Here is a 25,166-nt window from a genome sequence, read left to right as displayed (position 1 = left end):
CCGCGGAGCCTTTGCCATGATCTCATCCCTGTTGACCCGTCACTTTGGCTTCGATCGGTTGAGGCCAGGACAGGAAGAGGTGATCAGCCGGCTGCTGGCGGGCAAGAACGCCGCCGCCATCTTCCCCACCGGTTCAGGCAAATCCCTCTGCTATCAGTTGCCGGCACTGGCCCTGCCCCACCTGACCCTGGTGATCTCCCCCCTGATCGCACTGATGCACGATCAGCTCGCCTTTTTGCGCAGCAAGGGGATTGCCGCCGCCACCCTCGACTCCAGCTTGACAGCGGAGGAGAGCCGCCGGGTGATGCAGCAGGCCAACGACGGCCAGCTCAAAATCCTGATGATCTCGGTGGAGCGCCTCAAGAACGAGCGCTTTCGCCGCTTCATCCAGCAGGTGCCACTGTCAATGCTGGTGGTGGACGAGGCTCACTGCATTTCGGAATGGGGCCACAACTTTCGCCCCGACTACCTCAAGCTGCCTGACTATCGCCGCGAGCTGGCCATTCCCCAGGTGCTGCTGCTGACAGCCACCGCCACCCCGGCCGTGATGGCCGACATGCAGGCCAAATTCGACATCGAGGATGACGGGCTCATCGTCACCGGCTTTTATCGCGCCAACCTGGACCTGGCCGTCGTCCCCCTGCCCGCCGAGGCGCGCGATGGCTGGCTGCATGGGGAACTGGCGCGCGATCCCGCCGCCCCCACCATCATCTACGTCACCCTGCAGCACACCGCCGAAGCCTGTGCCGCCCAGTTGCAGCAGCGCGGGATCAGGGCCCGAGCCTATCATGCCGGGCTCGACGCCACCTTGCGCAGCCAGATCCAGCACGACTTCATGACCGGCAAGCTGGATTGCATCGTGGCCACCATCGCCTTTGGCATGGGCATCGACAAGGCCGATATTCGCCGGGTGATCCATTACGATCTGCCCAAGTCCATCGAAAACTACAGCCAGGAGATAGGCCGTGCCGGCCGCGACGGCCAGCCTTCCCGCTGCATCGTGCTGGCCAATCGCAGCCAGTTGCCGGTGCTGGAGAATTTCGTCTATGGCGACACTCCGGATCGCTCGGCCATCGTCGCGCTGCTCGAAATCCTGCTGCAAAGCGGCAGCGAGTGGGAATTCAGCCTGCTGCGTCTATCCAATGAGACCAACATCCGCCAACTGCCGCTCAAGACCCTGCTGGTCTATCTGGAGATGGCGGGCATCATAGCCCCGGCCTACAGCTACTTTGCCGAGTACCGTTTCAAGTTCGTGCTGGAGAAAGCGGAGATCCTAGCCCGCTTCAATCCGGAGCGACGCCTGTTCCTGGAGCAGCTGTTCGCCTGCGCCCCGCAGGCCCGCAGCTGGTGCACCATGGACTTCGATGCGCTCTGGCAAGGCTATCAGGGGGAGCGGCACCGCGCGGCGGCGGCCTTGGACTACCTGCAGCAGCAGGGCTGGATCGAACTGGAAAGCAAGCAGATGACCGAGGTTTACCGGGTGCTGCGCCAGGAGGTTGACGTGGCAACCCTGGCCGATGAGCTACACAACTTATTTGAAAAGAAGGAACACAGCGAGCTGGCCCGTCTGCAGGCATTGCTGGGTTTCTTTACCTCAAGCAGTTGCCTGAGCCATGAACTGGCACGCTACTTTGCCGATCGGGCTGCGCCCACTCATTGCGGGCACTGCTCTGTCTGTCGGGGCGAGGTGGCAGAGCTCCCCCCCTTGCCCGGCCGGACACTGCCCAATGAACAGGGGCTAAAAGCCTGGTGCGATCCCCTGGTGGCCCTGTGTCACACCCGGCATCCGCGCGTCCTGACCCGTTTTCTGTGCGGCATCGCCACGCCGCTCACCACCCGGGTCAAGGCGAAAAGCCTGGCCGGATTTGGCCAGCTGGCATCCCACCCCTTCGCCGACGTCCTGGCGGCGGTTTCCCGCATTTATCCGCTCCACCACGATCACTAGCTCACCAGACAGCGTCGATTGCGCTGAAAAAATAAGACCCTCGCATTTGCGAGGGTCAAGCCAACGGAAACGTGCTTAAACAGAGCTTTGTATCGGCAACCAGCCACTCTCTTGCTAAAGCGCTGACTGCCCGACACAGGGCCAATCTAGAGCAGTCGCAATGTAGCGTCAATGTAAAAATTAGAGCTAAAACACCAAACAATTAACTTTACGTGCACGTAAACGTAATGCCATTTCTGCTGCGTGGCGCGCTCCCCCTTGCCCTGACTGCGCTTGCGGCAGCCGGCCAGGAACAATGCGGTGCAGTTTCCATTTTTTGACAAACATTTATTTTTTATGTCTTTGACATTTACCTCACTATCATGGCAAAAATAATTTAACAGTCAGTAACATAGGTGTGTCACTGATTGCGCCTTCCCGCATCGGGTCGGGAAGTACCCTTGCAAATTTAAACCAATAGTTGGTGATGGATTACTGGGGGCTGTTGACTAGGCTTAATGAGGTAAACAGAACAAAAGTAGTGATCCACTCTTTTCAGGGTAAGCGACTATAACGAGGGCAAAGTTATGGGCATCTTCGAGCATTATCAACAGCGATATGAGAAAGCCAGGGAAGAGGAATACAGCATCCAGGAGTTCCTGGATATGTGTAAGCAGGACAAGTCCTGCTACGCCTCCGCCGCCGAACGTCTGCTGACCGCCATCGGTGAGCCTGAGATGGTCGACACCTCTGCCAATCCCAGACTCAGTCGTCTTTTTTCCAACCGCGTCGTGGCACGCTATCCCGCCTTCAAAGACTTCTACGGCATGGAAGAGGCCATCGAACAGATCGTCTCCTATCTCAAACACTCCGCCCAGGGGCTGGAAGAGAAGAAACAGATCCTCTATCTGCTGGGCCCGGTCGGTGGTGGTAAATCCTCGCTGGCAGAAAAACTCAAATCCCTGATGCAGAAGGTGCCTATCTATCGCATCAAGGGGTCACCGGTCAACGATCACCCCTTCTGCCTGTTCGACATTGAAGAAGATGGCGAGCTGCTGGAAAAAGAGTACGGCATCCCGCGCCGCTACCTGCGCCCTATCATGTCCCCCTGGGTCGCCAAGCGGCTGCACGAGTTTGGTGGCGACATCACCAAGTTCAAGGTGGAGAAGGTCAACCCCTCCATCCTCGACCAGATTGCCATCGCCAAGACAGAACCGGGCGACGACAACAACCAGGACATCTCCTCCCTGGTCGGCAAGGTGGACATCCGCATGCTGGAGCACTTCGCCCAGGATGACGCCGACGCCTATTCCTACTCGGGCGCGCTGTGCAAGGCGAATCAGGGGATCATGGAATTCGTCGAGATGTTCAAGGCGCCCATCAAGGTGCTGCACCCGCTGCTGACCGCCACTCAGGAGGGGAACTACAACGGGACCGAGGGGCTCTCCGCCCTCCCCTTCGACGGCATCCTGCTGGCTCACTCCAACGAATCCGAGTGGCAGCAGTTCCGCAACAACAAGAACAACGAGGCGTTCCTCGACCGGGTCTACATCGTCAAGGTGCCTTACTGCCTGCGGGTGTCGGAAGAGGTGAAGATCTACGAGAAGCTGCTGGTCAACAGTGAGCTGACCGATGCCAAGTGCGCCCCGGGAACCCTGGAGCTGCTGGGCCAGTTCTCCGTGCTGTCGCGCCTCAAGGAGCCGGAAAACTCCAGCATCTACTCCAAGATGCGGGTCTATGATGGCGAAAGCCTCAAAGACACCGATCCCAAGGCGAAGAGTTATCAGGAGTACCGCGATTACGCCGGCGTCGACGAGGGGATGAATGGCCTCTCCACCCGCTTTGCGTTCAAGATCCTCTCCCGCGTCTTCAACTTCGATCACGCGGAAGTGGCGGCCAACCCGGTACACCTCTTCTATGTGCTGGAGCAGCAGATCGAGCGCGAACAGTTCCCGCAGGAGCTGCACGACCGCTACCTTGAGTTCATCAAGGGCTATCTGACCCCGCGCTACGTGGAGTTCATCGGCAAGGAGATCCAGACCGCCTACCTCGAGTCCTACTCCGAGTACGGTCAGAACATCTTCGATCGCTATGTCACTTACGCCGACTTCTGGATCCAGGATCAGGAGTACCGTGACCCCGAGACCGGCCAGCTGTTTGACCGCGCCTCCCTCAACAGCGAGCTGGAGAAAATTGAAAAACCCGCCGGGATCAGCAATCCGAAGGATTTCCGCAACGAAATCGTCAACTTCGTGCTGCGTGCCCGCGCCAACAATGCAGGCCGTAACCCCAACTGGACCAGTTACGAGAAGCTGCGCACCGTGATCGAGAAGAAGATGTTCTCCAACACGGAAGAGCTGCTGCCGGTTATCTCCTTCAACAGCAAAACCTCGGCCGAGGAGCAGAAGAAGCACGATAACTTTGTCGAACGGATGATGGAGAAAGGCTACACCCGCAAACAGGTGCGTCTGCTCTCCGAGTGGTATCTCAGGGTACGCAAGTCATCCTGACCCTGACTGTTCAAGGGGGAGTTATGGCGCATTTTATCGACCGCAGGCTCAACGGCAAAAACAAAAGCGCTGTCAATCGGCAGCGCTTCATTCGCCGCTACAAGAAGCAGATCAAACAAGCGGTCTCTGATGCTGTCTCCAAGCGCAGCATTCAGGACGTGGATACCGGCGAGAGCATCAGCATCCCGACCAAGGACATCGGCGAGCCCCATTTCCATCAGGGGCAAGGCGGTAAACGGGAGATGGTGCACCCCGGCAACGACCAATTCGTCTCCGGCGACAAGATTGACCGCCCCAAGGGAGGAGGTGGCGGTCAGGGCTCTGGCGAAGGGCAGGCTTCCAACCAGGGAGAGGGGGCGGACGACTTCGTCTTCCAGATATCCAAGGATGAGTATCTGGACCTGCTGTTTGAAGATCTGGAACTGCCGAGGCTGCAAAAAACCCAGCTCAATCAGCTGATGGAAGTCAAAACCTACCGGGCGGGTTACACCTCCAACGGGGTGCCCGCCAACATCAACGTGGTGCGTTCACTGCAAAACTCGCTGGCCCGCCGCATGGCGCTGCAGGCAGGCAAGAAACGCCAGCTGCACGAACTGGAGGATCGTCTCGCCCTGTTGGCCGCCGATCCCACCGAACACTTTGCGGAGATGGCCCAGCTCGAAAAAGAGATCCGTGAGCTGAAGAGACGGATCGATGCGGTGCCCTTTATCGACACCTTCGATCTCAAGTTCAACAATTTCGTCAAACGGCCCGTGCCTTCCAGCCAGGCGGTGATGTTCTGCCTGATGGACGTGTCAGGCTCCATGGATCAGGCCACCAAGGAGATGGCCAAGCGTTTCTATATCCTGCTCTATCTGTTCCTGAGCCGGACCTACAAGAACGTCGAAGTGGTCTACATCCGTCACCACACCCAGGCCAAGGAAGTGGACGAGCACGAATTTTTCTACTCCCAGGAGACGGGCGGCACCATCGTCTCCAGTGCGCTCAAGATGATGAACGACATCATCAACGAACGTTACCCCGCCAACCAGTGGAACATCTATGCTGCACAGGCGTCAGATGGTGACAACTGGGCCGACGACTCGCCGCAGTGCCGGGAGATCCTGGTGCGGGACATCATGCCGCGGGTGCGGTACTACTCCTACATCGAGATCACCACCCGTGCTCACCAGACCCTGTGGCACGAGTATGAGTCGGTCGCCAGCCAGTTCCCCCACTTCGCGATGGAGCATATTCGCAAGGTCGAGGATATCTATCCGGTATTCCGGGAGCTGTTCAAGAAGCAAGCGGCTTGAGGGAGGTCATATGGTAGAAACCGCAAGAAAAGTAGCGCCGCTGGACGATGGCCCGGACTGGAACTTCGACCTGCTGGACATTTACCATCAAGAAATAGCCCGGGTCGCCAAATTCTATCGACTGGACACCTACCCCAACCAGATAGAGGTGATCACGGCAGAGCAGATGATGGATGCCTACTCCAGCGTCGGCATGCCCATCGGCTATCAGCACTGGTCATTCGGCAAGCGCTTCATCCACACCGAACGCAACTACAAGCGTGGCCAGATGGGGCTGGCCTACGAGATCGTCATCAACTCGGATCCCTGCATCGCCTATCTGATGGAGGAGAACACCATGCCGATGCAGGCCCTGGTGATGGCCCACGCCTGCTACGGCCACAACTCCTTTTTCAAGAACAACTACCTGTTCAAGGCCTGGACCGATGCCTCTTCCATCATCGACTATCTGCTGTTTGCCAAGAACTACATCACCGAATGCGAAGAGAAGCACGGTATCGACGCGGTGGAGAAACTGCTCGACTCCTGCCATGCGCTGATGAACTTCGGGGTGGATCGTTACAAGCGGCCTCAGAAGATCTCCATGGCCGAAGAGAAGCGACGCCAGAAGGCACGGGAAGACTATCTGCAAACCCAGGTCAACGAACTGTGGCGCACCCTGCCCAAACAGCACAAAGCCTCCGGGGTGGAAGACAGACGCTATCCGGCCGAGCCACAGGAGAACATTCTCTATTTCATCGAGAAGAATGCCCCCCTGCTGGAGCCCTGGCAGCGCGAGATCGTACGTATCGTGCGCAAGATTAGCCAGTACTTCTACCCGCAGAAACAGACCCAGGTGATGAACGAAGGGTGGGCAACCTTCTGGCACTACACCATCCTCAATCACCTCTATGACGAGGGCAAGATAAGCGATCGCTTCATGATCGAGGTGCTGCACAGCCACACCAACGTGGTCTATCAGCCCCCCTACAACAGTCGCTACTACTCGGGGATCAACCCCTACGCCCTCGGCTTTGCCATGTTCACCGATCTGCGCCGCATCTGCGAGCACCCGACCGAGGAGGACAGATACTGGTTCCCCGACTACGCCGGCAGCAACTGGGTGGAGACGCTGCATTTCGCCATGCAGAACTTCAAGGACGAGAGCTTCATCAGTCAGTTTTTGAGTCCCAAGGTGATGCGCGACATGAAGCTGTTCGCCATCGATGACGATGATCTGAAAAACTACCTGAAGGTCTCGGCCATCCACAACGACGAAGGCTATCGTCAGGTGCGCAACACCCTGTCAGCCCAGTACAACCTGAGCAATCTGGAGCCCAACATCCAGGTCTACAACGTGGCGGTGAAGGGAGATCGCTCCCTCACCCTGCGCTATGTGCCACACAACCGGATCCCGCTGGGGGACTCCCGTCACGAGGTGCTCAAGCATCTGCACCAGCTGTGGGGCTTCGACGTGATACTGGAGCAGGACAATGGCGAACTGCCTCCCGACATCATAGGGCGCTGCCCGGAGAAGAAGCCGCTCTGATCCCCTCACCTTCCAGCCATAAAAAAACGCGCCAATCGGCGCGTTTTTCTTGCATCAGAACAGGCTCAGTTGTCGCAGAGATTGCTCGGCATGTCCTGGCGCAGACGGGTCCAGAGTTTGCCGGACTCGATACCGTATTGGCGCACCGTCATGAACACGGCTTCGTGATTCTTGGTCTCGGCCAGGTTAAGCAGGGTCTTGTAGTAGGCATCCGCGGTTTCACGCGCCTGCTTGTCGGAGAAGTAGTAGCGGCCAACCCGGCTGTACAGCCCTTTGAAACCGTTCAGGATCAAGGCGTAGATGGGGTTGCCCGAGGCGAACGACAGCTGATGGTGCAACCGGTAGTCGAAGTCCGCATAGGCTTCGGCGCTGTTTTCCACCTCGGCAGCGCCGCGCAGGATCTCGGCGGCCTGCTCCGGGTTGTTGCGGATCGCGCCACGAATGAAGATGGTGCAGATGTTGGTACGCGCCGACAGCAGCTGAGCCACCAGATCCGGTACCTTGTCCTGATCGAGGCGAGCCAGGGTCTCCAGAATGTTGAGTCCCGAGGTCTCCCAGAAGTTGTTCACCTTGGTCGGTTTGCCATGCTGGATGGTGAGCCAGCCATCGCGGGCCAGACGCTGCAGCACTTCACGCAAGGTGGTTCGGGTCACGCCAATCAGCTCGGACAGCTCGCGCTCGGCCGGCAAGATGGATCCTGGAGGAAAGCGATTGTTCCAGATGGACTCGATGATGTATTCCTCGGCAAACCCTGCGGGGCTCTGCGCTTTTATGACCATGTAGTGACTCTGTTGTAGTACGTAAAAAAGGCTCACGAATAATAGCAAAGCAGGGAGGGCTGGCAAGCAGAAGGTCAGTCCTCTGCTCACATCGGCGGGTGATTTTGTTAAAAAAATGTATTTCAGCCGGCGATGGGTGCCAGCCAACCCCTGGATTGCCCATAAAACCACCATACTCATGGGCAAGCGCGACTATGTTATTTATAGTTAATGCTCTTTTTGATTAAAATCATGAGGAATCAATCTGATAAGGGACAACATCCGGATGTTCTGGTCGAGCCTGTCTTGACTGCATAGACGCAGATACCAACCACAAAACAGAGACCCATTATTATGCCAATCAGCTTAGGGCAAGCCTTTGCCAGGAACTTTCTGGGCAACGCCCCCCAGTGGTACAAGGCCGCTATTCTTCTATTCCTGCTGATCAACCCGATCGCCTTTTATCTCGATCCCTTCATGGCCGGCTGGCTGCTGGTCGTCGAGTTCATTTTCACCCTGGCCATGGCCCTCAAGTGTTATCCGCTGCAACCCGGTGGACTGCTGGCCATCGAGGCAGTGCTGATCGGCATGACCTCGGCACAGCAGGTCAAACACGAACTGGTCGCCAATATCGAAGTGCTGCTGCTGCTGGTCTTCATGGTGGCCGGCATCTACTTCATGAAGCAGCTGTTGCTCTACGTGTTCACCAAGCTGCTGATCCGGATCCGCTCCAAAACGATGCTATCCCTGGCGTTTTGTCTGGTCTCCGCCTTCCTGTCAGCCTTCCTCGATGCCCTCACCGTGATTGCCGTGGTGATCAGCGTCGCCACCGGCTTCTACGCCATCTATCACAAGGTCTCCTCCGGCAAGGAGTTTGGCCACTCCCACGATTACACCGATGATGGCACCGTCAACGAGCTCAATCGTCAACACCTGGATGACTTCCGTGCCTTCCTGCGCAGCCTGATGATGCATGCCGCCATCGGTACTGCCCTCGGTGGCGTCTGCACCCTGGTGGGAGAGCCCCAGAACCTGATCATTGGTGAACAGGCCGGCTGGAACTTCGTCGAATTCGCCATTCGCATGTCTCCGGTCACGGTTCCGGTGTTTATCTGCGGTCTGCTGACCTGCGTCCTGGTCGAAAAGTGTCGCTGGTTTGGCTATGGCGCCAAATTGCCGGACGCGGTACGCCGCATCATGGAGGATTACAACCGTTATGAAGAGGCCGAGCGCACCGCTCAGGACAAGGCCAAGCTGATCGTACAGGCGGTGATCGCCCTCTGGCTCATTCTGGGGCTTGCTCTGCACCTGGCGGCGGTGGGCCTCATCGGCCTGTCCGTCATCGTGCTGGCCACCTCCCTCACCGGCATCACCGAAGAGCACTCCCTCGGCAAGGCATTCCAGGAGGCACTGCCCTTTACCGCCCTGCTGGCCGTCTTCTTCAGCGTGGTCGCCGTCATCATCGATCAGCAGCTGTTCAAGCCGGTGATCCAGTGGGTGCTGGCGGCCGAACCCGACGCCCAGCTCGCGCTCTTCTACCTGGCCAATGGCCTGCTCTCCATGGTCAGTGACAACGTCTTCGTCGGCACCGTCTACATCAACGAGGTGAAGACCGCCCTGCTCAACAATGCCATCAGCCGCGAGCAGTTTGAGCTGCTGGCGGTGGCCATCAACACCGGTACCAACCTGCCGTCGGTGGCCACCCCCAACGGCCAGGCCGCCTTCCTGTTCATGCTGACCTCGGCACTGGCGCCGCTGCTGCGCCTCTCCTACGGCCGGATGGTGTGGATGGCGCTGCCCTATACCCTGGTGCTGGGCCTGGTGGGTTTCTTCTCGGTGGAGTTTCTGCTCGGCCCGCTCACCGACTGGTACTATCAGGCCGGCTGGCTGACGCTCGACAACGCCGCACCTGCGGTACTGTCCGCACTCTACTGAGTGCCATGAGGGCCCGCCAGGGCCCTTTCTTTTTGGCCCCTGCTCTGCTCTAATTCAGCCACTGTTTTTTCTGTGAGATCAACCAGATGATAGAGTTTCTGCGACGTATAGCCGCCCATCGCCTGGCATGGGGCCTGCTTGCAGCCTCCGCCCTGTTCCTCGAGTTGAGCGCCCTCTTCTTCCAGCACGTGCTGGGTCTGCATCCCTGCGTCATGTGCATCTATGAGCGGCTTGCCACCCTCGGGGTCCTCATGGCGGCGCTGCTTGGCATGGTGGCTCCGCAGAAATGGTATGTGCGCTGGAGCGCCCTGCTGATGTGGGGCGCCAGTGCCTTCTGGGGCCTGAAACTGGCGCTCAAGCATGTGGATTATCAGGTAAACCCCTCTCCCTTCAATGTCTGCGAAGGGTTTGTCGACTTCCCGAGCTGGGCACCGCTGGATCAGTGGATCCCCTGGATGTTCTTCCCGGATGGCGACTGCAGCGAGGTCAGCTGGCAGTTCCTGAGCTTCTCCATGCCCCAGTGGCTGGTGGCCATCTTCGCCGCCTACCTGCTGGTGTTCGTGGTGGTGGCCATCGGCAACCTGGTCAAGGGGCGCTGCTGCAACTAGGTCGGAGCAACATCATCCGTCGCGAAAAGGGAGCCAGTGGCTCCCTTTTTCATGAAGATAGCGGGTGGCACCTTGCCCCCTGATATCGTTCTTCAATGTCTCGCTCCCCTGCCAACCATCCTGCTGACTGCCTGCTTGCTCGCCGATTGGTCTTTCCTCCAGGCTCATCAGTGAGAAATCAGCAATCAGAACCATGCTCAAACAAAAAAGGGAGCCTGCGGCTCCCTCTCATGACACGGCCAACAAGGCTGACTCAGGAAGCCACCTTGCCGGCGTTGAGCTTGGCTTTTACCATGCCGATCACCATGGGCAGCAGCGAGATGCCGATGATGCCGAAGATGAGCAGGGTAAAGTTCTGACGCACCACCGGCAGGTTGCCGAAAAAGTGGCCGGCGTAGACGAAGGAGATCACCCACAAGAGCCCTCCCACCAGATTGAACGCCAGGAAGCGCGGATAGGTCATGGCCCCCATGCCCGCCACGAAGGGGGCGAAGGTACGCACTATGGGCAGGAAGCGGGTGATGATGATGGTCTTGCCGCCGTGTCTGGCGTAGAAGGCGTGGGTCTTGTCCAGATAGTCCCGCCGGAAGATCTTGGAGTCCGGGTTGCGAAACAGCTGCTCGCCGAAGAAGTGACCTATGGTGTAGTTCACCACGTTGCCGAGCACGGCAGCGATGATCAACACGGCCGCCAGGGTGTGCACGTCCAGCACGCTGCCCACGGTGAGGGCTCCGGCGGCAAACAGCAGGGAGTCACCCGGCAGGAAGGGGGTGACCACCAGTCCGGTCTCGCAGAAGATGATGAGAAACAGGATGGCGTAAACCCAGATACCGTAGTTTTCAAACAGCTCTTTCAGATGCACGTCAACGTGCAGGATAAAGTCGATTGCAAAGAGGATCAGATCCATTTTTCCATACTCATGATGTGAACGGCGTGGAGTCTACGCCAATGCCAAGCAGGCCACAATCGCTGTGGACTGCCTCCTGTACTCGCCGCTTGGCGTCGCTCGAATGAAACCGTTTATCCCGCCTCAGCCTCCCCCCGATATCGCAAACCTGTCGTGCCCTGAGCGCTCAGGAGGCGCTCTCCAGATCCTTGCGCACCGGCGCCGGCAGACAGCGCTCCCAGCCCCACAGGAGGAGCAACAGCAGGGTGGCATCATCGAGCCAGCCGACCAGCGGCACCAGGTCTGGCACCAGATCCACCGGGCTGATGCCGTAGAGCAGTACCAGGATCACCAACCCCCTGGCCCACCAGGGGGTGGCAGGATGGCGAAAGCCCTGATAGAGGCGACGTAGGTGCCGCCAGATGAGCCAGCGTCTGGCGCTCATGACTCGATCAGCTCGCCGCGCAGCCGCTGGATCTGATCCCGCAGCGCCGCCGCCTGTTCGAACTCCAGATCCCGCGCATGCTGGAACATCTGCTCCTCCATCCGTTTGATCTCCTTGGCGATCTCGCTGGCGGAACGGGCGTGGTACTCCCCTTGCGGCTCGGCGGCCTTGCGGCTCCCCTTGCCGGCCTTGCCCGCGGTGCGGCTGCCCCCCATGTCCATCACATCGCCGACGGACTTGTTGAGCCCCTTCGGCGTGATGCCGTGCTCCAGGTTATGGGCGTGCTGCAGGGCGCGCCGCCGTTCGGTCTCTTCAATGGCGACCTTCATGGAGTTGGTGATGGTATCCCCGTAGAGGATCACCTTGCCGTTGAGGTTGCGCGCCGCCCGACCTATGGTCTGGATAAGCGAACGGGTGGAGCGCAGGAAGCCCTCTTTATCAGCATCCAGGATGGCCACCAGGGAGACCTCCGGCATGTCGAGGCCTTCGCGCAGCAGGTTGATGCCCACCAGCACGTCGAACTTGCCCAGACGCAGGTCTCGGATGATCTCCACCCGCTCCACGGTGTCGATGTCGGAGTGCAGATAGCGCACCCGCACCTCGTGATCCGCCAGGTATTCGGTCAAGTCTTCCGCCATCCGCTTGGTCAGCGTCGTGACCAGCACCCGCTCCTCCACCGCCACCCGCTTGCGGATCTCGGAGAGCAGATCGTCCACCTGGGTGCTGACCGGCCGCACTTCCACCTCGGGGTCAAGCAGACCGGTGGGGCGCACCACCTGCTGCACCACATCGCCGCCGGATTTGTCCAACTCATAGGGGCCCGGGGTCGCCGAGACGAACACCGTCTGCGGCATCAGCGCCTCGAACTCGTCGAACTTGAGCGGCCGGTTGTCCAGCGCCGACGGCAGCCGGAAGCCGTACTCCACCAGGGTCTCCTTGCGGGATCTGTCCCCTTTGAACATGGCGCCGATCTGCGGCACGGTAACGTGGGATTCGTCGATGATGAGCAGGCCGTCCCCCGGCAGATAGTCGAACAGGGTGGGCGGCGGCTCCCCCGGCGCGCGGCCGGAGAGGTAGCGGCTGTAGTTCTCGATGCCGGAGCAGTAGCCCAGCTCCTGCATCATCTCCATGTCGAACTGGGTGCGCTGGCTGATGCGCTGCTCTTCCACCAGCTTGTTGAGGGACAACAACTGCTCGCGCCGCCCCTTGAGCTCCTCCTTGATGTGCTCGATGGCCCCCAGGATGGTCTCGCGCGGGGTGGCGTAGTGGGTCTTGGGGTAGATGGTGTAGCGCACCACCGTCTGCTCGATGGCACCGGTCAGCGGATCGAACAGGGAGAGCCGCTCCACCTCTTCGTCAAACAGCTCCACCCGCAGGGCCAGCTTGTCCGACTCGGCGGGGTAGATGTCCATCACCTCCCCCCGCACCCGGAAGGTGCCGCGCTGGAAGGCCATGTCGTTGCGGGTGTACTGCAGCTCGGCGAGGCGGCGCAATATGTCCCGCTGGTTGATGACGTCCCCCACTTTGAGGTGCAGCATCATGCTGAGGTAGGCTTGCGGATCCCCCAGGCCGTAGATGGCCGACACCGAGGCGACGATCACCACGTCGCGCCGCTCCAGCAGCGCCTTGGTGGCCGACAGCCGCATCTGCTCGATGTGATCGTTGATGGAGGCATCCTTCTCGATGAAGGTATCGGTGGTCGGCACATAGGCCTCGGGCTGGTAGTAGTCGTAATAAGAGACGAAATACTCCACCGCGTTGTCGGGGAAGAACTCCTTCATCTCCCCATAGAGCTGGGCCGCCAGGGTCTTGTTGGGAGCCAGGATCATGGTGGGACGATTGAGGGTCGCGATGACGTTGGCCATGGTGAAGGTCTTGCCCGAGCCGGTCACCCCGAGCAGGGTCTGATGGGCGAGGCCAGACTCGATGCCGTCGAGCAACTGGGCGATGGCCCTCGGCTGATCCCCGGCGGGTTGAAACTGGCTGGCCAGCTTGAATAACTTGCTCATGACGACTCCCGGCAAAAAATACGCAAGAGCAGAAGTGTACTCCGAGATGGGGTGGCCTGGGTATCCACTCTGGCAGCAGAAGCGGCTATTGACCTCGAAATGCGACCTCTGTATGATGCTCCTCCTTGCCTGATGTTCCCCCGTAGTTCAGTCGGTAGAACGGCGGACTGTTAATCCGTATGTCACTGGTTCAAGTCCAGTCGGGGGAGCCAATTCCTCACCATCTCGGTGCAAGTTATCCACTTTAGTGCTTTCCTCTACCAATTTTAATGCACAAGCCGCACCCTGCGGTGACCTCTCCCTTTTCTCCCCCATCCGCCTCGACAGCGTTTTGTTCTGCTGCGCGTAACTATTTGATTTTTATAGAAACAATCTTTATCCGGTATTTTTTGAACAGCCCTTGCAGCCCAGTATTGGCGCGGGCTACAGCCTGATCACCAAGTTTCATGAACAGGGTTATCCACAGTTTCTGTGGGTAAGTAGGCCAAAGCCAATGACGGCCTAGGCTGGCAGGCCATTACCGGCAAGGCCGGCACGTTTGACTCGCCAACCTCATTTTCTGCTGTTTTTGCCGCGCCCCCCGAATGGGTCGCCAATGCCCCCATCAGATGCTTTTTACAGATATCTTTTCGCCATCCCGCCACAGATGGGTCACCCTGCACGGGCGGGCCGCGACCAACCGCCAGACTCATCCCATCCCCATCAGTCAAAAATGCTGCCTGAGAGCCAAATCGACCGACCAAACAGCAGAGCGTAAAATTTCAAGCGGCCCCCAAAGACGAGGATCACAGATAGCAGGAATCACTAATTGACAGCGGGGCTGGCAGAGGGAAATAGAGGTCATTGCCGCAGGTGCCCCCCAGTTGCCCTCATGACCCTGAGGGCGGTGGCGGGTTAGTACCGATTAATGCGCCTTTGACGCTTCTTTATTGGTGAGGGATCCGGCACAATGTCGGCCCCACTTTTTTCCTCGGTTTTTCCGGGCATGACCATAGATTTCGTGACACTGCTACATCAAAGCGACTCCCTGCTGCTGTTCGTGGTACTGGCCTTCGGCCTGCTGCTCGGCAAAGTCAGGGTCGGCAACTTCCAGATAGGCAACACCATAGGCGTGTTGTTCACCGCCCTGCTGTTCGGCCAGATGGGCTTCGAATTCACCGCCACCACGGAGAACGTCGGCTTCATGCTGTTCATCTTCTGCGTGGGGATTGAAGCGGGGCCGCACTTCTTCAGCGTCTTCCTGCGCGACGGCATCCACTACATCACCCTGACCCTGGTGATCCTGCTGACCGCCCTCTTCCTTACCGTGGGACTGGCCAAGTTCTTCAACCTGGGGCCGGGCATGGCCGCCGGCATCCTGGCCGGTTCGCTCACCTCGACCCCGGCGCTGGTGGGGGCCCAGGATGCCCTGCGCAGCGGCCTGCTCAACCTCCCCCATCAGACCGACATGCAGTCGGTGCTCGACAACATGGGCATCGGCTATGCCCTGACCTATCTGGTAGGGCTGGTGGGCCTGATGATGGTGGTGCGCTACCTCCCCTCGCTGGCGCGGCTCGACCTCAACACCGAGGCGCAGAAGATCGCCCGCGAGCGCGGTCTCTCCGACAACGAGAGCCGCAAGACCTACCTGCCCATCATCCGCGCCTACCGGGTCGGCCCCGAGCTGGCGGCCTGGATCGGCGGTCGCACCCTGCGCGAGACCGGCATCTATCCTCACACCGGCTGCTACGTGGAGCGGATCCGCCGCAACGGCATCCTGGCGAGTCCGGATGGTGACGCCGTCATCCAGGAAGGGGACGAGATCGCCCTGGTGGGCTACCCAGAGAGTCACGAGAAGCTCGACGTCAACTACCGCAACGGCAAGGAGGTGTTCGACCGCAACCTGCTTGACCTGCAGATCGTCACCGAAGAGATAGTGGTGAAGAACGACGCTGTGGTGGGTCGCCACCTGGTGGAGCTCAACCTCACCGAGAAGGGCTGCTTCCTCAACCGGGTGGTGCGCTCCCAGATCGAGATGCCGTTCGATCGCAACATCATGCTGCAAAAGGGCGACGTGCTGCAGATCAGCGGCGAGAAGCAGCGGGTCAAGCTGCTGGCCAACAAGATCGGCTTCATCAGCATTCACAGCCAGACCACGGATCTGGTGGCCTTCACCACCTTCTTCGTGCTGGGCCTGCTGATTGGCTCCGTCTCCCTGGTGTTCGGCCAGCTGGAGTTTGGCCTTGGCAACGCCGTCGGCCTGCTGCTGGCGGGGATCCTGATGGGCTACCTGCGCGCCAACCACCCCACTGTGGGTTATGTGCCGCCAGGCGCCCTGCGACTGGCCAAAGATCTCGGCCTTGCCGTCTTCATGGTGAGCACCGGCCTCAAAGCCGGTGGCGGCATCCTGGATCACCTGAGCGAAGTGGGGATGGTGGTGCTCTTCTCCGGCATGCTGGTGACCACCTTGCCGGTGCTGGTGGGCTACCTGTTCGGCGTCTGGGTGCTGAAGATGAACCCGGCCCTGCTGCTCGGCGCCATCACCGGGGCCCGTACCTGCGCCCCGGCCATGGACGTGGTGAACGAGGCGGCCAACAGCTCCATCCCGGCGCTCGGCTATGCCGGCACCTATGCGGTGGCCAACGTCATGCTGACCCTGGCAGGCTCCTTCATCATCGGCTTCTGGTTCTAGCGCCGACCAAGTGTCGTCAAAGGGGAGCCACTGAGGCTCCCCTTTTTATTCTCTGCTCTGTCCACCACTTCCCCCGCTCGCCGACCCCTCATCGGATAGGGCCTATGGTGCTATCCACCCCCCGCCGAGCAAACCCAATGAGCTAAGGCGCCCGCCCCATGCCGCTTACACTCAATGAAACAGACGAGGGCAGTATCATGACGCGGTTATGGATCCTCCTCCTGTGCGGACTGCTGTGCGGCCCGCTGCAGGCCGCAACGCCAACGCAGACCGACGCCGAGCCGGCCGCACTGACGTTCAACAGCGACCAGCTGGCCCAGCCCCAGCTTGGCGATCTCGATGCCATGCTGGCACGGCGCTCCATCCGGGTGCTCACCACCTACAACAAGACAGGTTACTTCATCGACAAAGGGATACAGCGGGGCGTCACCTATGACGCCTTCATGCTGCTGGAGAAGCGGCTCAACGAGCAGTTGCGCAAGCAAAAGAACCTCAAGCGCCATCTCAAGCTGCACCTGATCTTCATCCCGGTGGCACGCGAAGCCCTGCTGGATGCCCTCATCGCGGGCAAGGGTGACATCGCCGCAGCCAACCTCACCATCACGGACAAGCGCAAGGAGCAGGGCGTGGCATTCACCGCTCCCCTGCTCGACAACGTGCGGGAGCTGCTCATCTCCGGCCCCCTCTCCCCCAAGGTGGAAAGTGCCGCCGACCTGGCCGGCCAGCGCATCTACGTGCGCCCCTCCTCCAGCTACTTCGAGAGCCTCATGGCCTACAACCAGGCACGCAAGGCGGGGGGAGAGCCGCTCATCGACATTCAGCCGGCCCCCGAGGCACTGGAGGACGAAGATCTGGTGGAGATGGTCAACGCCGGCCTGCTCCCTTTCATCGTCATGGACGAGCACAAGGCTCGCTTCTGGCAGAAGATCTTTCCCGCCATCCGGATCCATGAACAGCCGGTGTTCCGGCAAGGGGGCGTCATCGCCTGGGCGGTGCGCAAGGAGAGCCCGCAACTGCTGGCCATGCTCAACGAACAGATCAAGGCGCTGCGCGGCAAGGCAACCGGGGACGAGCTCCTCGCCCGTTATCTCAAGCAGAACAAGTTCGTCAAAAGCGCCGCCGCCGAGGCCGAGCGCAAGAAGTTTCTGCAGGTGGTGGATCTGTTTCGCGCGTATGGCGAGAAATACGAGGTGGACTGGCTGCTGATGGCAGCCCAGGGTTATCAGGAGTCGGCCCTCAACCATCAGGCGCGCAGCCACGTCGGCGCCATCGGCATCATGCAGATCATGCCCGCCACCGGCAAGGGCCTGAAGGTGGGCGACATCCGCCAGCTTGAGCCCAACATCCATGGCGGCGTCAAATACATGCGCTGGATGATCGACCACTACTATGCGGACGAGCCCATGACCGCCCTCGACAAGGCGCTCTTCTCGTTCGCCTCCTACAATGCCGGCCCCGCCCGGGTGGCACGGCTGCGCACCGAGGCCAAGAAACGGGGGCTGGATCCCAACGTCTGGTTTCACAACGTCGAGTACGTGGCGGCGGAGAAGATAGGGCCCGAGACCGTCACCTACGTGGGCAACATCTACAAGTACTACATCGCCTACAAGCTGGTGGTGGAGCAGTTGCAGCGCAAGCAGCAGGCGAACGAGGCCATCAAGCAGCAGGGTGCCAGCGGCGACCAGGTCTCCGCCGCACCCGCATCACAGGGATAAGTCAGCTCCCTCTTTCGCGAGGCTCCCCTTCTGACGGGGAGCCTCGCGCCTTTTCAGCCGGCGGCGCAGTGCAGCCTGCCCCCTTCCGGCCTGCCATGAGCGAGCAGTTCTCCCCACCGTGACCAGAATGAACAAAATGGCCACAACAGCCTTAATAGCCATTACGGTCAGATTGTTTTCCAGTCAGACATGATTAATTAACCTTCCTGCAACAATCACAAGGAGAGCACCATGTTGCAAGGAACCTTCAAGCGCACCCTGATCGGTAGCCTGCTCGCACTGAGCTTCGGCGCCCACGCCCAGATCAACGAAGTCCACTTCCTGATCCCGGGCGGTGCCGGCGGCGGCTGGGATACCACGGCCCGTGGCACAGGTGAAGTGCTGGCCAAGTCCGGTCTGGTCAAGACCGTCTCCTACCAGAACATGTCCGCCGGTGGCGGCGCCAAGGCCATCGCTCACCTCATCGAGACGTCGGCCCAGTCCGACAAGACTCTGATGGTCAACTCCACCCCCATCATCGTCAAATCCCTCTCCAAGGAGCTGCCCCAGTCCTTCCGTGATCTGACCCCGGTAGCCGCCATCATCGCCGACTATCAGGCGCTGGCGGTGAAGGCGGACTCCCCTTATCAGAACTGGGCCCAGCTGCTGGCCGCCTACGAGGAGAACCCGGCCAAGGTGAAGATCGCCGGGGGCTCCGCCCGTGGCAGCCTGGATCACCTGGTCGCCGCCCTGACCTTCAAGAACGCGGGTGCCGACGCCAGCAAGCTGCGCTACGTCGCCTACGATGCCGGCGGCAGCGCCATGGCCGCCGTGCTGGCCGGGGAGACCCAGGCCATTTCCACCGGCTTCGGCGAGGCGATGGAAGCGGTCAAGTCGGGCCAGATGCGGATCCTCGGGGTCACTTCCGACAAGCGCCTGCCAGGGGCGGAGCAGATCCCCACCTTCAGCGAGCAGAACAACCCCACCGTCTTCGCCAACTGGCGCGGTTACTTCGCCTCCCCCACCATCAGCCCGGAAAAGTCCGCCGAGTTTGCCGCCCTGCTCAAGCAGATGTACGACAAGCCGGAGTGGGAAGTGGTCCGCAGCCGCAACAGCTGGACCAACCTCTACAAGTCCGGTCCCGAGTTCACCGCCTTCCTCGACGGCCAGGAACAGCAGATCGGCGGCCTGATGCGCGAGCTCGGCTTCATCAAGTAACCCTCGTTGTCACATCGCAGGCGGGCGCAGGCCCGCCGCTCATGTTGGAGTCAAGAGATGAACATCACCAAGGAGCGACTGGGGGGCCTGCTGTTTCTGCTGCTCTCCCTCGCCTATGGCTATTACGCCACCGAGATACCGGGCTACCCCGGCGACGAATACGAACCCTTCACCGCCAGTACCCTGCCCTATGCCCTGGCCGGGATCGGGGCGCTGCTCTCCCTGCTGCTGGTGCTCTTTCCCGGGGGTGAGCCCCTGCGCCGGGAAGAGGGGGATTGGCGCCGGGTCTTTATCCTGCTCGGGCTCATGGTCATTTACGGACTGGGGCTCACCTGGTTTGGCTTCGTGCTCTCGACCATCGCCTTCCTGAGCGTGGGCATCCGGGTACTGGGTGAGCCCAGCCTGCGCTACGGCCTGATGATCAGCGTCCCCTTCTCCATCGGTTTCTGGGCCCTGCTCACCAAGGGGCTCAACGTCTATCTGGAGCCGGGTCGCCTGTTCACCCTGCTCGGTTTCTAAGGAGTCACCATGTTAGACGGAATCTTGCAAGGACTCGCCACCGCACTGCTGCCGGTCAACCTGATGATGGTGGTGCTTGGCTGCTTCATCGGCACCTTTATCGGCATGCTGCCGGGCCTTGGCCCCGTCACCGCCATCGCCCTGATGATCCCCATCACCTATGGCCTGGATCCCTCCTCCGGCATCATCCTGATGGCCGGCGTCTATTACGGCGCCATCTTCGGGGGCTCCACCTCCTCCATCCTGATCAACGCCCCCGGCTGCTCCGCCACCGTGGTCACCGCCTTCGACGGCTATCCACTGGCCTGCAAGGGACAGGCGGGCAAGGCGCTGGCCATCGCCGCCTACGCCTCCTTCACCGGCGGTACCCTCTCCGCCATCATGCTGATGGTGGCGGCGCCGCTGCTGGCCAAGGTCTCCCTCTCCTTCCAGTCGGCGGACTACTTCGCCCTCATGGTGCTGGGGCTCTCCGCCGTGGCGGCCTTTGCCGGCAAGGGGCAGGTGCTCAAGGCGCTGATCATGGCGCTGTTCGGCATCATGATCTCCACCATCGGCATCGACCGCAGCGTCGGGGTGGACAGGTTCACCTTCGGTCTGCCGGACCTGCGCGACGGCTTCTCCTTCCTGCTGCTGGCCATGGCCACCTTTGCTCTGGCGGAGATCCTGATGGCGGTGCTGCGCCCCGGCAAGGACAACAGCGAGGAAGAAGCCAGGCAGATGCAGCAGCTCGGCAGCCTCAAGCTGAGCAAGGAAGAGGTCAGGGAGATAGCGTCCCCCATCGCCCGCTCCTCGGTGCTGGGCTTTCTCATCGGCGTGCTGCCGGGGGCCGGCGCCACCATCGCCGCCTTCATGGCCTACGGCGCCGAGCGCAACATCGCCGGCAAGCAGCGCCAGGAGCAATTCGGCCAGGGCAGCCTGCGCGGTCTGGCCGCGCCGGAAGCGGCCAACAATGCCGCCTCCACCGGCTCCTTCGTGCCCCTGCTGACCCTGGGGATCCCGGGATCCGGCACCACGGCCCTCATCCTGGGCGCCCTGGTGGCCTACGGCATCCAGCCGGGCCCGCGCCTCTTCATGGAGCATCCGGACGTCTTCTGGTCGGTGATCATCTCCATGTACCTGGGCAACGTGGTGCTGTTGATCCTGAACCTCCCCCTCATCCCCTATCTGGCCAAGGTACTGGCGGTGCCGCGCCCCGTGCTGATCCCCATGGTGCTGCTGTTCTCCCTGACCGGGGTCTATCTGGTCTCCTTCAACACCATGGACATCCACGTGATGACCCTGGTGGCACTGATCGCCATCGGCCTGCGCCTGCTCACCTTCCCCATGGCCCCCATGCTGCTCGGCTTTATCCTGGGGGGCATGCTGGAGGACAACCTGCGCCGGGCCCTGGTGATCAACGACGGCTCCCTGAGCTTCCTGTGGGAGCGCCCCATCACCCTGGCCTTCACGGTGATCACCCTGACCATGCTGCTGTTGCCGCTGTGGCAGTGGTGGCAGGCGCGCCGCGCACCGGCCGCCACACTGCAATCCGAGCCAAGCTGAGTTGGCGGATCCCACACAGCAAAAGAGCGCCGACAGGCGCTCTTTTTATTGGCAAAAGTGGATGGGGAGTTACGCCAGTCAGGGCTGGCGATAACGCCGCTCCGGCCGGCCAACGGTGCCGTACTCCAGCTCCGGACTCGCCAGTTGCTGGCCCACCAGAAACTCCAGATAGCGGCGCGCCGTGGTGCGGCTCACCCCGACCCGGCCGCCGATCTCCTCGGCGCTGGCTCCTTGCTGGGTCAAGGCAGCCAGCACCCGCTGCAGGGTGAGGCCGTCGATCCCCTTGGGCAGGCCACCCGCCGCCACCTGCTGCAACGGCGTGCCAAACAGGGCGTCCACCGCCTGCTGATCGATGTCCGCCAGGGCCGCCAGGGCGGCGCGACTCTGGCAATATTTGTCGAGGGTGTCGCGCAGCCGCTCGAATACCACGGGCTTCAAAATGAAATCCACCACCCCGAGCCGCATCGCCTCCTGCAGGGCTGCGGCCTCCCTCGCCGCGGTGAGCAGGATGACGTCCAGACTGGCCCCGGCCTGGCGCAGCTCGCGCAACAGGGCAAACCCCTCGCCATCGGGCAGCCAGACATCCAGCAGCACCAGATCGGGCTTGAGGATGGCGATCTGCTCCCTGGCATCAAACAGGGTGAGCGCCACTCCCAATACTTCGAAACCTGCCAGCCGCTGCACGAAGCGGCGGTGGATCTCGGCGATAGCCGGATCGTCCTCGACGATCAGGATCTTGATCACTCACACCTCCTTGGGAATGTAACAGACAACGCAACTTCCCTGCGCCGTGGCTTCGATGGTGATCTGCCCCTGCAGGGCATCCAGGGTCTTGCGCACCAGAGAGAGGCCGATGCCGTGATCCGGCTCCGCCTTGCTGCTCACCCCCCGCTCAAACAGCCGATCTGCCAGCGCAGGATCGATGCCACCGGCCCCGTCTTCCACCTCCAGAATGAGATCCTGGCCGAGATCGCTCAGGGCCACCCGCACCGGCTGGTAGGGGGCGCCGTGGCGGCGGGTCGCCTCGAAGGCATTGTCGATGAGGTTGCCCAGTACCGTCACCAGCTGGGAGCCGCTGACGCGAAGGGGGATGTCGTGCAGGCGAGAATCCGGGTCCACCTCCAGCACCAGCCCCAGCTCGTGGGCCCTGTGGTACTTGCCGAGCAGCAGGCCGGCCACCTTGGGTTTGGCGATGGCGGTCATCAGGAAGTTGAGCAGGCTCTGCTCGGTGGCCGCCTCCCGCCCGATGAAGGCGAGCGCCTCGCCGGTGGCACCCAACTCGATGAGCCCGGCGATGGTGCCGAGCTGGTTGTGGTGCTCGTGGGTCTGCACCCGCAGCAGATCGCTGTAGGCCTGCACCTGGGAGAGCTGGGCACTGAGCTCGGCCAGCTCGTCCTTGCGCCGAAAGCTCGACACCGCGCCGATCAGCTTGCCCTCGCGCACCAGCGGCAGCCGGTTGACGATGAGGGACTGGCCGTTGAGCACTATCTCCTCGTCAAACTGGGGGCGCGGATCCTGAATGAGGGAGAGCATGCGGCTCTCCGGCAGCAGCCGGGTGACCGGCTGGCCGATGGCGGCCCGGGCGGTGGCCTCGTCCAGACGCAGCAAGCGGATGCCATTGGGGTTGAGAGAGGTGAGCCGCCCCTGCTCGTCGATGGTGAGGATCCCCTCGCGCACGGTGCGCAGGGTGCAGTCAAGCTCGGTGTAGAGACGCCCCATCTGCTCGGGCTCGAAGCCGAGCAGCGCCCGTTTGTAACGGCGGGCCAGCCAGGTGGCGGCCAGGCTGTTGAGCAGCACGATGAGCAAGGTCATGGCAAGACCGAAATGCAGAAAGCCCTGCAGATCCGCCTCGATATCCCGCACCAGATAACCGACCGAGACCACCCCGATGATCTGACCGAGCTCATCGCGGATGGGGCTCTTGCCACGCACCGAGACCCCGAGGGATCCTTGAGCGCGGGAGATGTAGGACTCCCCCTGCAAGGCCCGTTGCGGGTCATCCCCCATCATGGGCTGGCCGATGCGATCCGCATTGGGGTGCACCAGCCGGCGCGCGTCCTTATCGCCGACGACGATGTAGCTGGCGCCGACCTCGGCGCGGATCCGCTCCACCAACACATTGAGGCGGGCGGTGTCGGCCCGTTTCACCCCGGCGATGACGCCGGACTCTCGCGCCACCAGTCGCGCCACGTCGAGGGCCTGATCCCCTACCTCGCGGTAGCGCTGCTCGGACACATAGTAGTAACTGGCCCCGCTCAGCAGCACCAGCTGCAGCAGACTGACCAGACAGAGCATGAGCAGGATGCGTCCTTGCAACCCCAGCCTCATGCCTCCTTGTCGCCTCGCAACAAGTCGAGCAGCAGGCTGCCGTCGCGCAGGGCTTTGTGCACCTGCACCGAGGTGGGCTTGGTGGGATCTTCATAGAAGTGGGTGGATTCGATCTGCAGCCGCACCAGGTATTCGGCCGGCAGTTGGCTGGCCAGCGACTGGTGCAGCATGGGGAACAGCAGCCGATCGGCGCGGGTGATCTCCCCCCCCAGCAGCAACTTGCCCGGATTGAGCAGACAGATGAGGTTGGAGAGCACCCGGGAGAGGCGCCCCGCCGCCTGATGGAGAATGTCCTGGCAGAGGCTGTTGCCCGCCAGCGCCAGCTCGCACAGCTCGCGAATGGTGACGCTCTCGGGCAGATCGTGCTCCTGCATCCGCTCGCGCAGATCCCGGTATTGCGCCTCCAGCGCCTGATTGGTCACCAGGGTGCAGGCACAGCCGAAGCCGCCGCAGTAGCAGCGCTGACCGTAGGGCTCGAGCTGCAGGTGGCTGAGATCGCCGAGCAGCGCGTTCTCGCTCTCGATGAGCTGACCGTTGACCACCATGCCGACCCCGATGTCGTTGTGCACGAACACCAGCACCGCATCGGCACAGTTCTTGGCGGCACCCCACTCACGCTCGGCCTGGATCCAGGTGCGCACGTCGCCGCTCACCAGCACCGGCACCGCGAAGGCCTCCTGCAGGGTCGGGCCGAGCGGCCAGTTGCGCAGATCGTAGAAGGGGAAGTGCTTGACCATGCCGGAGTGGCGCTCCACCTGCCCGGGCAGGCAGAGGGCGATGCAGGCCAGACGCAGCGCCTTCTTGGGCAAGAAGCCCTCGATGGCCCTCACCAGGCTGGCCAGCAGGTCGGCGCGCTCCCCTTCGCTGAACACGTGACGATGGCGGGCGAGGGAGCGACCGGCCAGATCGAACAGTGCCATGTCCACATAACCGCGACCCAGACGCATGGAGAGAAACTGGAAGCGGCGCTCATTGATGCGCAGCAGAGTCTGGCGGCGACCGCGCCCCACCGAGCTCTCGCCGCAGGTGACCACCAGACCGCCGTCGAGCAGCTCGCGGGTGATCTTGGTGATGCTGGCAGGCGAGAGGCCGGTCAGGCGGGACAGATCGGTACGGGACAGCTCCTTGTGCTCCTCCAGGCTGGCGTAGACCAGGCCATAGTTGAGCTGACGGATCAAATCGATACTGCCTTTCACGATCTCATTCATAGGGTAAGGGGCAACAGCTGACACAGAGGGCGACAATTTTCACACATTATTGATCAATCCCCAAATAAAGTGCGGCCTGAACCGGGTG

The 25,166-nt window shown here is 61.2% G+C and carries 18 protein-coding genes and 1 tRNA gene; 12 read left to right on the top strand and 7 right to left on the bottom strand.

Annotated features, from left to right (window positions below; translation table 11 throughout):
• The first annotated feature begins 16 nt into the window (after positions 1-16).
• From ACB033_RS16645 to ACB033_RS16630, 4 genes are all read left to right on the top strand, one after another.
• Positions 17-1,945 carry an ATP-dependent DNA helicase RecQ gene (locus ACB033_RS16645; RefSeq protein WP_139724284.1) on the top strand — a complete coding sequence of 643 codons (1,929 nt, stop codon included), beginning with the start codon at positions 17-19 and terminating at the stop codon, positions 1,943-1,945.
• A 566-nt stretch (positions 1,946-2,511) separates the two neighbouring features.
• Entirely contained in the window at positions 2,512-4,434 is a 1,923-nt protein-coding gene (locus ACB033_RS16640) for a PrkA family serine protein kinase (protein WP_005300364.1), read from the top strand.
• A 23-nt stretch (positions 4,435-4,457) separates the two neighbouring features.
• Complete coding sequence (locus ACB033_RS16635) at positions 4,458-5,729, top strand: YeaH/YhbH family protein (RefSeq protein WP_010634123.1); 1,272 nt, start codon at positions 4,458-4,460, stop codon at positions 5,727-5,729.
• A gap of 10 nt (positions 5,730-5,739) precedes the next feature.
• Entirely contained in the window at positions 5,740-7,257 is a 1,518-nt protein-coding gene (locus ACB033_RS16630) for a SpoVR family protein (protein WP_010634124.1), read from the top strand.
• A 65-nt stretch (positions 7,258-7,322) separates the two neighbouring features.
• Here ACB033_RS16630 and fadR read toward each other — a convergent pair whose 3' ends face one another.
• Positions 7,323-8,036 (bottom strand): fatty acid metabolism transcriptional regulator FadR, encoded by a 714-nt coding sequence (gene fadR / locus ACB033_RS16625; protein WP_005300356.1) that lies wholly within the window; start codon positions 8,034-8,036, stop codon positions 7,323-7,325.
• A gap of 333 nt (positions 8,037-8,369) precedes the next feature.
• On the opposite strand from fadR, the gene nhaB reads away from it, so the two are divergent.
• Entirely contained in the window at positions 8,370-9,950 is a 1,581-nt protein-coding gene (nhaB, locus tag ACB033_RS16620; protein WP_005300353.1) for a Na(+)/H(+) antiporter NhaB, read from the top strand.
• Between the two features lie 86 nt (positions 9,951-10,036).
• Positions 10,037-10,558 carry a disulfide bond formation protein DsbB gene (gene dsbB, locus ACB033_RS16615; protein ID WP_005300350.1) on the top strand — a complete coding sequence of 174 codons (522 nt, stop codon included), beginning with the start codon at positions 10,037-10,039 and terminating at the stop codon, positions 10,556-10,558.
• Positions 10,559-10,811: 253 nt separating this feature from the next.
• On the opposite strand, the gene ACB033_RS16610 is transcribed toward dsbB, so the two are convergent.
• From ACB033_RS16610 to uvrB, 3 genes are all read right to left on the bottom strand, one after another.
• The gene (locus ACB033_RS16610) at positions 10,812-11,465 is read right to left on the bottom strand and encodes a DedA family protein (RefSeq protein ID WP_005300347.1); all 654 of its coding nucleotides are present in this window, start codon (positions 11,463-11,465) and stop codon (positions 10,812-10,814) included.
• Positions 11,466-11,631: 166 nt separating this feature from the next.
• Complete coding sequence (locus ACB033_RS16605; protein ID WP_139724281.1) at positions 11,632-11,889, bottom strand: YkvA family protein; 258 nt, start codon at positions 11,887-11,889, stop codon at positions 11,632-11,634.
• Positions 11,886-13,898 carry an excinuclease ABC subunit UvrB gene (uvrB, locus tag ACB033_RS16600; RefSeq protein ID WP_010634128.1) on the bottom strand — a complete coding sequence of 671 codons (2,013 nt, stop codon included), beginning with the start codon at positions 13,896-13,898 and terminating at the stop codon, positions 11,886-11,888. The genes ACB033_RS16605 and uvrB overlap by 4 nt, the downstream gene beginning before the upstream one ends.
• Before the next feature lie 136 nt (positions 13,899-14,034).
• Between uvrB and ACB033_RS16595 the strand changes: the two genes are divergently transcribed.
• The 6 genes from ACB033_RS16595 (at position 14,035) to ACB033_RS16570 (ending at position 21,542) form a co-directional block, all read left to right on the top strand.
• Positions 14,035-14,110 (top strand) — tRNA-Asn (locus ACB033_RS16595).
• Between the two features lie 773 nt (positions 14,111-14,883).
• On the top strand, positions 14,884-16,569 hold the full coding sequence (locus ACB033_RS16590) for an aspartate:alanine antiporter (RefSeq protein WP_139724279.1): 1,686 nt from the start codon (positions 14,884-14,886) through the stop codon (positions 16,567-16,569).
• 197 nt (positions 16,570-16,766) lie between these two features.
• A complete protein-coding gene (locus ACB033_RS16585) occupies positions 16,767-18,284 on the top strand; it encodes a lytic transglycosylase F (protein WP_139724277.1) in 1,518 nt (505 codons plus the stop codon).
• Positions 18,285-18,515: 231 nt separating this feature from the next.
• Positions 18,516-19,481: a tripartite tricarboxylate transporter substrate binding protein gene (locus ACB033_RS16580; protein WP_005300332.1), complete on the top strand. Its 966-nt coding sequence runs from the start codon at positions 18,516-18,518 to the stop codon at positions 19,479-19,481.
• Positions 19,482-19,538: 57 nt separating this feature from the next.
• The gene (locus ACB033_RS16575; RefSeq protein WP_005300329.1) at positions 19,539-20,000 is read left to right on the top strand and encodes a tripartite tricarboxylate transporter TctB family protein; all 462 of its coding nucleotides are present in this window, start codon (positions 19,539-19,541) and stop codon (positions 19,998-20,000) included.
• A 9-nt stretch (positions 20,001-20,009) separates the two neighbouring features.
• Positions 20,010-21,542 carry a tripartite tricarboxylate transporter permease gene (locus ACB033_RS16570; RefSeq protein WP_139724275.1) on the top strand — a complete coding sequence of 511 codons (1,533 nt, stop codon included), beginning with the start codon at positions 20,010-20,012 and terminating at the stop codon, positions 21,540-21,542.
• 78 nt (positions 21,543-21,620) lie between these two features.
• Here the strand turns inward: ACB033_RS16570 and ACB033_RS16565 are convergent, their stop codons facing one another.
• From ACB033_RS16565 to ACB033_RS16555, 3 genes are read right to left on the bottom strand one after another with little or no spacing between them, the layout of a single operon-like run.
• Entirely contained in the window at positions 21,621-22,286 is a 666-nt protein-coding gene (locus tag ACB033_RS16565) for a response regulator (RefSeq protein ID WP_042049372.1), read from the bottom strand.
• Entirely contained in the window at positions 22,287-23,870 is a 1,584-nt protein-coding gene (locus ACB033_RS16560) for a sensor histidine kinase (RefSeq protein ID WP_124250046.1), read from the bottom strand.
• Complete coding sequence (locus tag ACB033_RS16555; protein WP_005300317.1) at positions 23,867-25,078, bottom strand: ROK family transcriptional regulator; 1,212 nt, start codon at positions 25,076-25,078, stop codon at positions 23,867-23,869. Before ACB033_RS16555 ends, ACB033_RS16560 begins: the two co-directional genes overlap by 4 nt.
• Positions 25,079-25,166: the final 88 nt, after the last annotated feature.

The sequence above is a fragment of the Aeromonas sp. S15(2024) genome (assembly GCF_041402265.1).
Lineage (GTDB): Bacteria > Pseudomonadota > Gammaproteobacteria > Enterobacterales > Aeromonadaceae > Aeromonas > Aeromonas dhakensis.
The sequence above is the reverse complement of the archived record's forward strand: the minus strand, read 5'-3'. Positions and strand labels throughout refer to the sequence as shown.